Source organism: Vogesella fluminis, from assembly GCF_014652335.1.
GTDB lineage: Bacteria > Pseudomonadota > Gammaproteobacteria > Burkholderiales > Chromobacteriaceae > Vogesella > Vogesella fluminis.
The window spans coordinates 64,679-76,976 of record NZ_BMYP01000010.1; the positions used below are offsets into that span (position 1 = coordinate 64,679).

Here is a 12,298-nt window from a genome sequence, read left to right on the forward strand (position 1 = left end):
GGCGATGTAAAATCGGCAGGATAAAAGTCTGAAGGAACAATAATGAGCCGCAAATATTTTGGTACCGATGGTGTGCGTGGCGAAGTCGGCCAGTTTCCGATTACCCCCGATTTCGTGCTGCGCCTCGGCTACGCCGCCGGCAAGGTGCTGGTCGATCACGAGCGGCAGGAACACCCGACGGTGATCATCGGCAAGGACACCCGCATTTCCGGCTACATGCTGGAAGCGGCGCTGCAGGCCGGCCTCACCGCCGCCGGTGTCAACGTGCTGCTGACCGGGCCGCTGCCGACGCCGGGCATCGCCTACCTGACGCGCGCGCTGCGTTTGTCGGCCGGGGTGATGATCTCCGCGTCGCACAATCCGTATCAGGATAACGGCATCAAGTTCTTCGCCGAGGGCGGCAAGAAGCTGGACGACGCGCTGGAGCGCGAGATCGAGGCGATGCTGGATTCGCCGATGCAGACCAGCCCGTCGCGCGAGCTGGGCCGGGCACGTCGCATCGACGGTGCCGCCGACCGCTACATCGAGTTCTGCAAGAGCACCTTTCCCAACGAGCGCAACCTGAAGGGCCTGAAGCTGGTCGTCGATTGCGCGCACGGCGCCACCTACCACATCGCGCCGAAGGTGTTCCACGAGCTGGGCGCCGAGGTGATCACCATCGGTGGCGAGCCTAACGGCTACAACATCAACGACGGCGTCGGTGCCACCCACACCGGGGCGATCAGCCAGGCGGTGCTGCAGCATGGTGCCGATCTCGGCATCTCGCTGGACGGCGACGGCGACCGGCTGATGATGGCCGACCGCAACGGCAAGGTCTACGACGGCGACCAGCTGATCTACGTGATCGCCAAGGCGCGCGCGGCGCGCGGCCAGCTTGGCGGTGGCGTGGTCGGCACGGTGATGACCAACCTGGCGATGGAGCTGGCGCTGCAGCAGCAGGGTATCGCCTTTGGCCGCGCCAAGGTCGGCGACCGCTACGTGCTGGAGATGCTGCACGAAAAGGGCTGGCAGGTCGGAGGCGAGGCGTCCGGCCACGTGCTGTGCCTGGACAAGCACTCCACTGGCGACGGTATCATCTCCAGCCTGCAGGTGCTGGCTGCGCTGGCCGAGCTGGATGGAGGCCTGGCCGCCATCTGCAGCGACTGGCAGCCATTCCCGCAAAAGATGATCAATGTGCGCCTCAACGGCCAGGACTGGCAGGCCGCCAGTGCCGCCAAGTACGCCGAGGCACAGCTGGCGCTGGCTGGCCGTGGTCGCGTGGTACTGCGTCCGTCCGGTACGGAACCGGTGGTGCGCGTGATGGTCGAAGCGGATGAACTGGCGCTGGCCGAGCAGTGGGCCAATCAGATCGCCGCGGCGATCGAAGCGGCCTGACGGCGTACCGGTATCGGCGCAAGCCACCTGCGAAGGTGGCTTTGTTTTTACACGACCATAGTCAAGCGGGGGGCAACGGTGGCTGTGCTATGATGGCAGCCGTTCTCTGAACTGCTTCGACTGGCCTTGCCGGAAGTACTTCGACCGATCAACAGCTTGTCAGGCCGACATGGATATCCTGCAGATTCTTCTCGATTTGTTTACGGGATATGGCTATTTTGCCGTATTCATCGTATTGCTGGTGTGTGGTTTTGGTGTGCCGATTCCGGAGGACGTCACCCTGGTGGCTGGTGGCATCATTTCCGGGCTGGGCTATACCGATGTGCATGTGATGTTCGTAGTAGGCATGGCCGGTGTGCTGGTCGGTGACGGCCTGATGTTCCTTGCCGGTCGCGTCTACGGAGACCGCGTGCTGCGCTTCAAGCCGATTGCCAAGGTGATGACGCCGGAGCGTTTTGCCGCCGTACAAGAGAAATTTTCCCGTTATGGCAACTGGGTGCTGTTTGTTGCCCGCTTCCTGCCCGGCCTGCGCTCGCCGATCTTCCTGACTGCCGGACTGACGCGGCGCATCCCGTATTGGCGTTTTTTGTTGATGGATGGGTTTGCCGCGCTGATCTCGGTACCGGTGTGGGTGTATCTTGGCTACTTCGGCGCGCGCAATCGCGAGTGGCTGATGCAGATGGTACACCGCGGCCAGGCCGGCATCCTGATTGCGGTCGCACTGCTGGCTGTGGTGCTGGGCGGTTTCTACTGGCGGCACAAGCGTCGAGAGTCGAAGGCGCGGCGTCACGCCAAAGATCTGGTGATCAAATGAAAAATGCCGTCCACCTTTGCAAGTGGGCGGCATTGGCACTGTAGTGCAGTCTTGCCGGGCTGGCAAGGCGCAGGCTTAAGGTTTTTTTGCGGGCGCCGGCACCGTGGTCGGTTTGGCGGTAGCCGGTTTGGCCGCCGGAGCCTTGGCAGCTGCCTTGGCCTGGTTGCCTCCAACCTGCAGGTCGGCCTTCAGCTTCTCAAGGGTCTTGGCTCCGATGCCGGGTACGTTTTCCAGATCGGCGTAGCTCTTGAACGGGCCATTCTTGGTGCGATAGTCAATGATGGCTTTGGCCTTGACCGGGCCGATGCCATTTAGTGACTCCAGTTCCTGCTGGCTGGCAGTATTGGCATTGACGGCAGCAAACGCTGCCATGGAAAACAGCAGGGACAGTAATGCAGCGAAGAACAGTTTCATCATTTGGCTCCCATGGGTTCAACTTGCACAGTCAATATCCCAAACAAATAAACTCTATTGCAAGATAAATTGCATCACTGCCTTGGTTCCGATGTACGCCAGCAACAGCAGCGCGAAGCCGCCCAAGGTCCAGCGTATTGCCAGCTTGCCGCGCCAGCCTCGGTATCTGCGGCCAATCAGCAGGGCGCCGAATACCAGCCAGGAAGTGACGGCAAACACGGTCTTGTGATTAAACACGGCCGGTTTGCCAAATACCTCTTCGGAGAAGAGTACACCACTGGCCAGGCTGGCGGTCAGCAGCAGAAAACCGGTACCCAGCGTCTGGAACATCAGGTTTTCCATCACCAGCAGGGGGGGCAGCTTGCCGGACAGGCGGCCTGGCTTGCGTTCGTGCAGTGCCCGCTCCTGCATCAGCATCAGGATGGCAATCAGTGCGCCAATGGCAAACAGGCTGTAGGCCAGCAGCGATACCACCATGTGCAGCAGGAAGGCGATATCGTCTACGGCATAGGTATTGCGCGGCAGCGGCAGGATTTCCGCCAGCAGCACCGTGACGAATGCGACCGGTACCAGGAAGGTCTGCAGCCCTTCCATGCGCGAAAAATAGCTGCCGGTCCAGAAGATCAGCAGCATCATCCACGACAGCAGCGACAATGCGGTGCCCAGCCCCAGGCTTACTGTGCCGCTGCGTAAAACCGGCAGCACCAGCACGATTGCATGCAGCAGCAGCAGCGTCCCCAGCAGGGAGTGCTCGATACCGCTCTGACGGGGCCATAGTGCATGCCCGCGCCAGTGGCCAAGATAGTGAAGCGCCAGGCCCAGGTAACCAAAAGTCAACAAAGTGACCAAGATGAAAAGTAATCCGCTCATGGAGATATGGCAGGTCTGCGAACCGGGGACGGCTCGTGGTAAAATAAACAATTAAAGAGTCTACACCAAAGCAGCCCTTGCTTGGCAGACAGAAGGACACCGCATGCTCGACAACCTTACTTCCAGACTTACCAGCGCGCTGAAAACCATCCGCGGCCAGGCGCGCATCAGCGAAACCAACATCCAGGATGCCCTGCGCGAAGTGCGGCTGGCCTTGCTGGAGGCCGACGTTGCCCTCCCGGTCGTCAAGATTTTCATCGCCCAGGTCAAGGAACGCGCGCTGGGGCAGGAGGTGATGGGCAGCCTGACCCCGGGCCAGGCGCTGATCGGCATCGTCAACGACGAGCTGGTGCGGCTGATGGGGGACAAGAACGACGCGCTGAACCTGGCTGCCGTGCCACCGGCGATCGTGCTGATGGCCGGCCTGCAGGGCGCCGGCAAGACCACCACCGTCGGCAAGCTGTCCAAACTGCTGAAGGAAACCCAGAAGAAGAAGATTTTGGTGGTCTCTGCCGACGTGTACCGTCCGGCCGCGATCGAACAGCTGAAGACGCTGGCCGAGCAGGTCGGCGTCGAGTTCTTCCCGTCGTCGCCGGACCAGAAGCCGCTGGATATCGCCGCCGCGGCGCTGGATCACGCCAAGCGCCACCTGTTTGACGTGCTGATGGTCGATACCGCCGGTCGCCTCGCCATCGATGAGGCGATGATGGCCGAGATCAAGGCGCTGCACGCCTTCCTCAACCCGATCGAAACCCTGTTCGTGGTCGACGCGATGCAGGGTCAGGATGCGGTCAACACCGCCAAGGCCTTCAATGAGACCCTGCCGCTGACCGGCGTGATCCTGACCAAGATGGACGGCGACTCGCGCGGCGGTGCCGCGCTGTCGGTACGCCACATCACCGGCAAACCGATCAAGTTCATCGGTGTCGGCGAAAAGCTGACCGGCCTCGAGCCGTTCCACCCCGACCGTCTCGCCAGCCGTATCCTGGGCATGGGTGACGTGCTGTCGCTGATCGAAGATGTGCAGAAGGGCATCGACGAAAAAGAAGCGCAGGCGATGGCCAAGAAGCTGAAATCCGGCAAGGGTTTCGACCTCGAGGACTTCAAGGCGCAGATGCAGCAGATGAAGAAGATGGGCGGCATGACCAGCCTGCTGGAAAAAATGCCGGGCGAGATCGGCCAGCTGGCCAAGGGCGTGCAGGGCGCCGAGGCCGAGAAATCCATGCGCCGCATCGAGGGCATCATCAACTCGATGACCATGGAAGAGCGCCGCAAGCCGGAATTGCTGAAAGCCAGCCGCAAGCGCCGTATCGCCGCCGGCTCCGGCGTCAGCGTGCAGGAGGTCAACCGCCTGCTGAAGCAGTTCGAGCAGACCCAGAAGATGATGAAGCAGTTCTCGTCCAAGGGCGGCATGATGAAACTGATGAAGGGCATGAAAGGCATGATGCCTGGCATGTAAGACAAGGGTGGCCGGCGATGGCCGCCCCGTTTTTCACCTTGCACACGGATAGAGCTATGCATTACGACGTTGTCGTCCTGACCGATCACAAACTGCTGGCGCTGGATGCCGCAGACTGGTACAGCCAGCAGGTGCACACCGAGGACAATCTGGTGTCGGCCGCGCTGGAACGGCAAGGCCTCAAGGTTGGCCGCAAGGACTGGGCCGACCCGGCCTGTGACTGGACGCAATGCCGCGCCGCCGTGTTCCGCAGCACCTGGGACTACTTCCACCGCTTCGCCGAATTCGCGCCGTGGCTGGCACGCGTCAGCCAGAGCACCCGCCTGTTCAACGAGGCCGGCCTGATCCACTGGAACATCGACAAGCACTACCTCGGCGCGCTGGCCGAAAAAGACGTCAACATCGTGCCGACCCTGTTCATCGAGCGCGGCGATCCGCGCTCGATGGCGCACATCGTCGCCGAGAGCGGCTGGGAAGACCTCATCCTGAAGCCCACCGTCTCCGGTGCCGCCCGTCACACCTACCGCTTTCACGTCCTCGACAGCGAACGGTATGAGTGCACCTTCGGCGAGCTGGTGGAACAGGAGGCGATGATGCTGCAGCCGTTCCAGCGCAGCATCCTGGAACAGGGCGAGCTGTCGCTGATGGTGATCGACGGCCAGTACACCCACGCCATCCGCAAAACCGCCAAGGCCGGCGACTTCCGCGTGCAGGACGACCACGGCGGCACCGTGCACCGCTTCGAGCCGTCCGCCGACGAGATCCTGTTCGCCGAGGCCGCCGTGGCGGCGGTGCCGTTCGACGTGCTGTACGCCCGCGTCGACCTGATCCGCGACAACGACGGCGCGCTGGCGGTCATGGAATTGGAAATGATCGAGCCGGAGCTGTTTTTCCGCTTTTGCCCGGACGCCGCCGACAAACTGGCCGCCGGCATTGCGCGCCGCCTGGCCGCCTGAGTGCGGCCAACCTTGGTCCCCATTTCTTTTTGAAGCAACCGGCCAGCCCCGCTGGCCAGCAACCTGGAAGCACTGAGTGATGAATCTGACAACGCTGACCGCCCTCTCCCCGCTCGATGGCCGCTACTCCGGCCAGGCCGAGCCACTGCGCGCCATTTTCTCCGAATTCGGCCTGATGAAAGCGCGCATCAAGGTCGAACTGGAATGGCTGAAAATGCTGGCAGCCGAACCGGGCATCGAGGAGGTAAAGCCGTTCTCCGCCGCCACCATCCGTGAAATCGACGATGTGATCGACAACTTCTCGATCCAGCACGGCGAAGAAGTGAAGGCGATCGAAGCCCGCACCAACCACGACGTGAAGGCGATCGAGTACTGGCTGAAAGAGCGCCTGTCCGGCAACCCGGAGGTGATGGCCGCCAGCGAATTCATCCACTTCGCCTGCACCTCGGAAGACATCAACAACCTGTCGCACGCACTGATGCTGAAGACGGCCCGCAACACCGTGATGCTGCCGGCCGTGGACGAAGTGATCGCCAGGCTGTCGCAGCTGGCGCACGACCAGGCCGCCATCCCGATGATGAGCCGCACCCACGGCCAGCCAGCCACCCCGTCCACCATGGGCAAGGAACTGGCCAACGTGGTGTACCGCCTCAAGCGCCAGCGCGAGCAACTGGTGAAGCAGGAACTGCTGGGCAAGATCAACGGCGCGGTCGGCAACTACAACGCCCACATCGTCGCCTACCCGGACGTGGACTGGGAAAGCCTGGCCGGCCGCTTCGTGACCGGTCTGGGTCTGACCTTCAACCCGTACACCATCCAGATCGAGCCGCACGACTACATGGCCGAGCTGTACCAGCAACTGTCGCGCATCAACACCATCCTGATTGACCTGGATCGCGATATCTGGGGCTACATCTCGCTGGGCTACTTCAAGCAGAAGGTGAAGAAGGACGAAGTCGGCAGCTCGACCATGCCACACAAGGTGAACCCGATCGACTTTGAAAACTCGGAAGGCAACCTGGGTCTTGCTAATGCCGTACTGGGCCACCTGGCCGAGAAGTTGCCGCTGTCACGCTGGCAGCGCGACCTGACCGACTCCACCGTGCTGCGCAATATGGGTGTCGGTTTCGGCTACACCCTGCTGGGTTTCAAGGCGCTGATGAAGGGCCTCAACAAGCTGGAGATCAACCCGGCGATGCTGGTTTCTGATCTGGATGCTACTTGGGAGCTGCTGGCCGAGCCGATCCAGACCGTGATGCGCCGCTACGGTGTGCCGAACCCGTACGAGCAGCTGAAAGAGCTGACCCGCGGCAAGGACGGTATCACCCGCGAAACCCTGTCTGCCTTCATCAAGGGTCTGGATATTCCGGAGGTGGAAAAAGTCCGCCTGTTGGAGCTGACCCCGGCTAGCTACGTCGGCAAGGCAGAAGAGCTGGCCCGCCGCATCTGAGTTGCGGCCAACATTGCTGCTTGCAAAGGTTGCAGCGTTTGTTGGCAGTCGCGACGAAGGGGCAACATGTTTTTAAAAACTGTTGCCCGGTTTATGGGGGGCGGGAATCCGGGGCGGGTTCGGCGGCATGCTCGATTCGGTGAAGGCCGGGCCCGCCATGATTATGGCCCAGGTCCCCCGGAGCCGGCACGCGGACGATGCAATCAGAGCAGGAAGTCCTTGGAGATGCCCTTGCGGCGCAGGATGCGCCGCAGGTGCTCCAGTGCCTCGATCTGGATTTGGCGTACCCGCTCCCGGGTAAGGCTTAATGTGGCGGCCAGCTCTTCCAGTGTGCAGATCTCGTGATTATTGAGGCCATAGCGGCGTTCGATCACCATGCGCTGTTTCTCGGTCAGCTGCGACAGCCATTCATGCACAAAATGTTCGATCTGCACATTGTGCAGCTGGGTATCCGGCTCCTCATGCTGTTCGTCGGGAATGGACTCGCCAATCGACAGCATCGGATCGATATCCAGTGGTGCATCCAGTGAAGCCATGCGCTCGTTGAGGCTCATTACCTTACGAACTTCCTCTACTGGCTTGTCGACCAGATGGGCGATTTCATCCAGTGTCGGCTCACGGCCGATCTGGCTCTCCAGATGGCGCGAGGCGCGGAGGTAAATATTGAGTTCCTTGATGACATGTACCGGCAGGCGGATGGTGCGCGACTGGTTCATGATCGCCCGTTCCACGCTCTGCCGGATCCACCAGGTGGCATAGGTGGAGAAGCGGAAGCCGCGTTCCGGATCAAATTTTTCCAGCGCGTGCATCAGGCCGATATTGCCTTCCTCGACCAGGTCGAGCAGTGCCAGGCCGCGATTGATGTAGTGCTTGGCAATATTGACCACCAGCCGCAGATTGTGTTCGATCATCTTCTGGCGGGCAGCAAAGTCGCCTTGCACTACACGGCGTGCCAGTGCCACTTCTTCGGCCGGTGTCAGCAGGGCATTATTGCCGATATCGTTCAGGTAGATTTGGGTGACGTCGGTGACTTCGCTTACCGCCGGATTGACGCTGCTTTCCTCAGCGTCAGCAGCCGAGGCTTCTCTGGTTTCTGCTTCCTGCTCTGCTTCGTCATCCAGCACTTCTTCGAGTAGTTCCAGATCATCGCTCATGATGCTTTCCCCCGCTTGCAGTTACCCTGGTGCAGGGGGGATCCCTGCTAGGGCTTGGCTGCCAGAAACTTGCTCGGATCCACCGGTTTGCCCATTTCCCGAATCTCAAAATGGAGTTTTACCTGATCCGCGTCGGTATCACCCATTTCGGCAATTTTCTGGCCTTTCTTGACAGCTTGTCCTTCTTTGACTACCAGCGCACTGTTATGTGCGTAGGCTGACAAATAAGTCTTGTCGTGGCGGATGATGATCAGCTTGCCATAACCACGCAGGCCACTGCCACTGTAAACCACCTTGCCGTCATTTGCTGCCATTACCGGCTGTCCCGGTTTGCCGCCGATATTGATGCCCTTGTTTTGCTCCGAGAAGCCCCGGATTACCTTGCCTTGTGTCGGCCATTGCCACTGGCCCGCGGTGCCGGATGCGGCGGCGGGACGCTTGCTGTCGGCGGTGCCGCTTGTCGTGGCTGGTGTAGTGCTGCTGGCAGGGGCTTCGGTGGGCGGCTGCTTTTCCTGTGATGTGGCAGCCTTGCTACCGGCATTGCCTTCCGCCAATTGTGGCAGCTGCTTATTTGCATTCTCCGAATGCGGTAATTTCAATGCCTTCGGGTATTGTTTCAGTGCTTCGTTACCATTCTTGGTGGTATTGCCTACCGTTGCCACTTCGGCTGGTGGCTTGGCTGCCGTCATCGGGCTGGCGGTGCCGGGAGGCGTCAGACGTAGTATCTGGCCAACCTTGATGTTGTAGCCATCCAGATTATTCCACTCAGCCAGATCCTGATAGCGTAGGCCATTATTAACCGCAATGCGGTACAGCGTTTCGCCGGCCTGTACCTGGTGCGTGCTGCCGGCGGTCGGTGCATTCGCTTTTGGCAGTGAGCCCAGCCGGATCGGGCTGCTCTGCGTGCTACCCGCTGGCGGGTTGCTGTTAGCGGCCTTGCTGCCGGTGGCCTTGCTGCTGAGAACGCTGGCTTGGCCGGTCACAATCGGTGCCAGTGTCGGGCTGCTGGTGGCGCACGCAGCCAACAGCAGCGGCAGGATGCAAGGAAGCGGTTGGATCAGTTTAAATACATGCTTGTGCATTGGCTTGAGGGTGTTATATGCCAGTTTTGTGCCGGCTGTAAATTGTCTGACAATCAGGCTGGTACGTGCTGTTGCGTTTGTGCCCTGCATCATTGTTTACCTGGCAGCAGCGGTACAAAGCGGACGGCCTCCAGCCGGGTTTCCTGTATTGCAGTGGCGGTTTTTTCATAGAGCCACAGGAATTGTTCCTGATCGCCGATCGGCAGGATCAACCGGCCACCGGTTGCCAGTTGCGACAGCAGTGCCGACGGCACCTGGCGGGCGGCTGCGGTCATGATGATGCCGTCAAATGGTGCGACATCGGGCAAGCCCTGATTGCCGTCGCCATGAACCAGTCTGGCATGGACCAGTTTGGCATTGCGAAGGTTCAGCCGTGCTTTATCGAGAATGGTGGACAGGCGCTCAATGGAGTAAACCTGAGCCCCGGTTCTCAGCAGTACGGCAGTCTGGTAGCCGCAGCCGGTGCCGATCTCCAGTATTTTGCCGGGACTGCTGCGCCCTTCCAGCAGCTTTTCTGTCATGCGTGCCACCGTCAGCGGCTGGGAGATGGTCTGTCCCTGTCCGATCGGTAGTGACACGTCATCGTAGGCGCGGGTGGCCAGTGCCTGGTCGATGAACAGGTGGCGCGGTACTTCGTACATCGCAGCCAGTACCCGTTCGTCGCGAATGCCCTGCTGGCGCAGACGCTCAATCATGCGCAGGCGCGTGCGCTCGGAAATCATGCCGTAGCTGCTCTGGGCAACGCTTACTGGTTGAGCCATGTGCGGATGAATCCCATTTGTTCGCTGGCGGTCAGGTCTATCATCAGCGGCGTGACCGAAATCCGGTTATGGCGAATGGCGTGGAAGTCGGTACCGGGGCCGGCGTCCTGCTCCGGGCCTACCGGGCCGACCCAGTACACGGTGTCGCCGCGCGGATTCTTGCCGGCAATCACCGGCTCGGCATGGTGGCGACGGCCGAGGCGGGTGACCTCGACCTCTTGCAGCTGTGCCACCGGTACGTCGGGGACATTGACGTTCAGCAATACCGGGTGGGTAAACGGTGTCTTGAGGATGTTGGCCATCAGCAGGTCGACGGCATGGCAGGCGCTGGCGAAATGATGGTGCTTGCCGGCAAGCGAAACGGCGACCGCCGGAATGCCGAGCAAAAAGGCTTCGGTAGCGGCGGCAACGGTGCCCGAGTACAGCGTGTCGTCCCCCATGTTCGGACCGTGGTTGATGCCGGAGAACACCATGTCCGGCTTGAAATCCAGAAAGCCGGTAACGGCAACGTGTACGCAGTCGGTGGGGGTGCCGTTGACGTAGTAGTAGCCGGATGCCGCCCGCTTCACGCTCAGCGGCCGGTCCAGCGTCAGCGAGTTGCTGGCGCCGCTGCGGTCGCGTTCCGGCGCCACTACCACCACCTCGCCGTATTTGGCCAAGGTGCTGGCCAGGGCCGCGATTCCCGGCGAGAAATAACCATCATCATTGCTAACAAGAAATTTCATGGCAACCTTCCGTCCAGACCTCACGATTGTATCCGCGTATGCTGGTGGTGCAAAATTTCTCTGTCGGGCTGATGTTGGGATCGTACCGGATGAAAAAGGCCGGCATGCGGCCGGCCTATGGTGCAGTGCCTGCTGGCGGCTCAGGCGTAATAACGCTGGCTGAAGTCGAGCATGCGTTTGATCGGCAGTCTGGCTGCATCCATTTCTGCCTGGCTCAAATAATCAATATGGGTGCCTTCACCCAACTGGGCGCGCTTGACTGCCTCGATGGTATTCATCTTCATGTACGGACAGGAGTTGCACTGGCAGCCGGCATAGATCGGTGCTTGGCGGATATCCAGATCCGGGCGCGCCAGACGCATGTTGTAGAGGATGCCGTCTTCGGTGGCGACAAAGATCACGTCGCTGGTTGTGCCGTCATAGGCCTTGATCCAGTTCAGCATACCGGAGGTGGAACCGACGTATTGTGCGCGTTTGAGCACGGGCAGCGGGCTTTCCGGATGGGCAATCAGATAGGCCTTGCTGTTGACTGCGTCCAGAGCCTCGTTGAGTGCGGCCTCGTTGAACTTGTCGTGCACCTCGCATACCGCAGACCATAGTGGCATATCATAACCATACTGATAGTTGAGGTAGCCGCCCATGTTGCGATCCGGCGAGAAGATGACTTTTTTGCCCTGCTCATACAGGTGGGCAATGATGTCGTCGACATTGCGGCTGGTAACAATCCAGTCCGACAGCGCCTTGTGCGCGGCCGAGGAATTGATATAGGACACGTGTACGTGGTCAGGGTGGCTCTCGCGCCATTGGCGCAGCGCCCCGACATCAGTCTGGGTCACTAGCGAGCAGGTGGAGCCGGCGTCCGGCAGGATGACCTCTGCCTGCGGGTTCAGGATTTTTGCCGTCTCGGCCATGAAGCGCACACCGGCGAAGACGATGATGTCGGCTTTGGATTCGCGCGCGAACAAGGACAGCTCGAGGCTGTCTCCCACCTTGTCGGCCATTTGCTGGATTTCGGGCTGGGTGTAGTAGTGCGCAAGTGTAACGACGCGTTTGGACATGGTAGCAATCCCCGGCACGGGCGTGAGCCCTGGCTGTTGGCGTTGATTCTTGATGCGGCGCAACAAAAATGCAGCGCCAAACAAGGAAGATTAGCAATAATGATCGTGCGGCGCTACTGTCGAGATGCGTTGTATGCCGTAGGCAAGTGGTGTCTGTATCTTTACACATCTGCAATGGCAA

The 12,298-nt window shown here is 60.5% G+C and carries 12 protein-coding genes; 5 read left to right on the forward strand and 7 right to left on the reverse strand.

Annotated features, from left to right (window positions below; genetic code table 11):
• Nucleotides 1-42 precede the first annotated feature (42 nt).
• Nucleotides 43-1,374 carry a phosphoglucosamine mutase gene (glmM, locus tag IE083_RS05575; protein ID WP_189352641.1) on the forward strand — a complete coding sequence of 444 codons (1,332 nt, stop codon included), beginning with the start codon at nt 43-45 and terminating at the stop codon, nt 1,372-1,374.
• Nucleotides 1,375-1,543: 169 nt separating this feature from the next.
• A complete protein-coding gene (locus IE083_RS05580) occupies nt 1,544-2,188 on the forward strand; it encodes a DedA family protein (protein WP_189352642.1) in 645 nt (214 codons plus the stop codon).
• Between the two features lie 75 nt (nt 2,189-2,263).
• Here the strand turns inward: IE083_RS05580 and IE083_RS05585 are convergent, their stop codons facing one another.
• Both IE083_RS05585 and IE083_RS05590 read right to left on the reverse strand, forming a co-directional pair.
• A complete protein-coding gene (locus tag IE083_RS05585; RefSeq protein ID WP_189352643.1) occupies nt 2,264-2,605 on the reverse strand; it encodes a ComEA family DNA-binding protein in 342 nt (113 codons plus the stop codon).
• 51 nt (nt 2,606-2,656) lie between these two features.
• A complete protein-coding gene (locus IE083_RS05590; RefSeq protein WP_229799617.1) occupies nt 2,657-3,439 on the reverse strand; it encodes a cytochrome C assembly family protein in 783 nt (260 codons plus the stop codon).
• Nucleotides 3,440-3,575: 136 nt separating this feature from the next.
• Between IE083_RS05590 and ffh the strand changes: the two genes are divergently transcribed.
• The 3 genes from ffh to purB all read left to right on the forward strand — a co-directional run bounded on the left by ffh (nt 3,576) and on the right by purB (nt 7,337).
• Nucleotides 3,576-4,931 carry a signal recognition particle protein gene (gene ffh, locus IE083_RS05595; RefSeq protein ID WP_189352645.1) on the forward strand — a complete coding sequence of 452 codons (1,356 nt, stop codon included), beginning with the start codon at nt 3,576-3,578 and terminating at the stop codon, nt 4,929-4,931.
• Between the two features lie 56 nt (nt 4,932-4,987).
• Nucleotides 4,988-5,887, forward strand: coding sequence for an ATP-grasp domain-containing protein (locus IE083_RS05600; protein WP_189352646.1), 900 nt, complete (start codon nt 4,988-4,990; stop codon nt 5,885-5,887).
• A gap of 79 nt (nt 5,888-5,966) precedes the next feature.
• Nucleotides 5,967-7,337: an adenylosuccinate lyase gene (purB, locus tag IE083_RS05605; RefSeq protein WP_189352663.1), complete on the forward strand. Its 1,371-nt coding sequence runs from the start codon at nt 5,967-5,969 to the stop codon at nt 7,335-7,337.
• Between the two features lie 203 nt (nt 7,338-7,540).
• Here the strand turns inward: purB and rpoS are convergent, their stop codons facing one another.
• The 5 genes from rpoS to nadA form a co-directional block, all read right to left on the reverse strand.
• Entirely contained in the window at nt 7,541-8,491 is a 951-nt protein-coding gene (gene rpoS, locus IE083_RS05610) for an RNA polymerase sigma factor RpoS (protein ID WP_189352647.1), read from the reverse strand.
• 47 nt (nt 8,492-8,538) lie between these two features.
• Nucleotides 8,539-9,666, reverse strand: coding sequence for a peptidoglycan DD-metalloendopeptidase family protein (locus IE083_RS05615; protein WP_229799618.1), 1,128 nt, complete (start codon nt 9,664-9,666; stop codon nt 8,539-8,541).
• Nucleotides 9,663-10,334, reverse strand: coding sequence for a protein-L-isoaspartate(D-aspartate) O-methyltransferase (locus IE083_RS05620; RefSeq protein WP_189352648.1), 672 nt, complete (start codon nt 10,332-10,334; stop codon nt 9,663-9,665). Before IE083_RS05620 ends, IE083_RS05615 begins: the two co-directional genes overlap by 4 nt.
• Nucleotides 10,319-11,059, reverse strand: coding sequence for a 5'/3'-nucleotidase SurE (gene surE / locus IE083_RS05625; protein WP_189352649.1), 741 nt, complete (start codon nt 11,057-11,059; stop codon nt 10,319-10,321). Before surE ends, IE083_RS05620 begins: the two co-directional genes overlap by 16 nt.
• A 140-nt stretch (nt 11,060-11,199) precedes the next feature.
• Nucleotides 11,200-12,117, reverse strand: a complete 918-nt coding sequence (gene nadA, locus IE083_RS05630; protein ID WP_189352665.1) for a quinolinate synthase NadA — start codon at nt 12,115-12,117, stop codon at nt 11,200-11,202.
• Nucleotides 12,118-12,298: the final 181 nt, after the last annotated feature.

Coding starts and splice junctions, on each gene's coding strand:
- IE083_RS05585 (WP_189352643.1), bottom strand. CDS start 2,605: ATGATGAAACTGTTCTTCGCTGCATTACTGTCCCTGCTGTTTTCCATG.
- glmM (WP_189352641.1), top strand. CDS start 43: ATGAGCCGCAAATATTTTGGTACCGATGGTGTGCGTGGCGAAGTCGGC.
- IE083_RS05600 (WP_189352646.1), top strand. CDS start 4,988: ATGCATTACGACGTTGTCGTCCTGACCGATCACAAACTGCTGGCGCTG.
- surE (WP_189352649.1), bottom strand. CDS start 11,059: ATGAAATTTCTTGTTAGCAATGATGATGGTTATTTCTCGCCGGGAATC.
- ffh (WP_189352645.1), top strand. CDS start 3,576: ATGCTCGACAACCTTACTTCCAGACTTACCAGCGCGCTGAAAACCATC.
- IE083_RS05615 (WP_229799618.1), bottom strand. CDS start 9,666: ATGATGCAGGGCACAAACGCAACAGCACGTACCAGCCTGATTGTCAGA.
- rpoS (WP_189352647.1), bottom strand. CDS start 8,491: ATGAGCGATGATCTGGAACTACTCGAAGAAGTGCTGGATGACGAAGCA.
- IE083_RS05580 (WP_189352642.1), top strand. CDS start 1,544: ATGGATATCCTGCAGATTCTTCTCGATTTGTTTACGGGATATGGCTAT.
- nadA (WP_189352665.1), bottom strand. CDS start 12,117: ATGTCCAAACGCGTCGTTACACTTGCGCACTACTACACCCAGCCCGAA.
- IE083_RS05620 (WP_189352648.1), bottom strand. CDS start 10,334: ATGGCTCAACCAGTAAGCGTTGCCCAGAGCAGCTACGGCATGATTTCC.
- purB (WP_189352663.1), top strand. CDS start 5,967: ATGAATCTGACAACGCTGACCGCCCTCTCCCCGCTCGATGGCCGCTAC.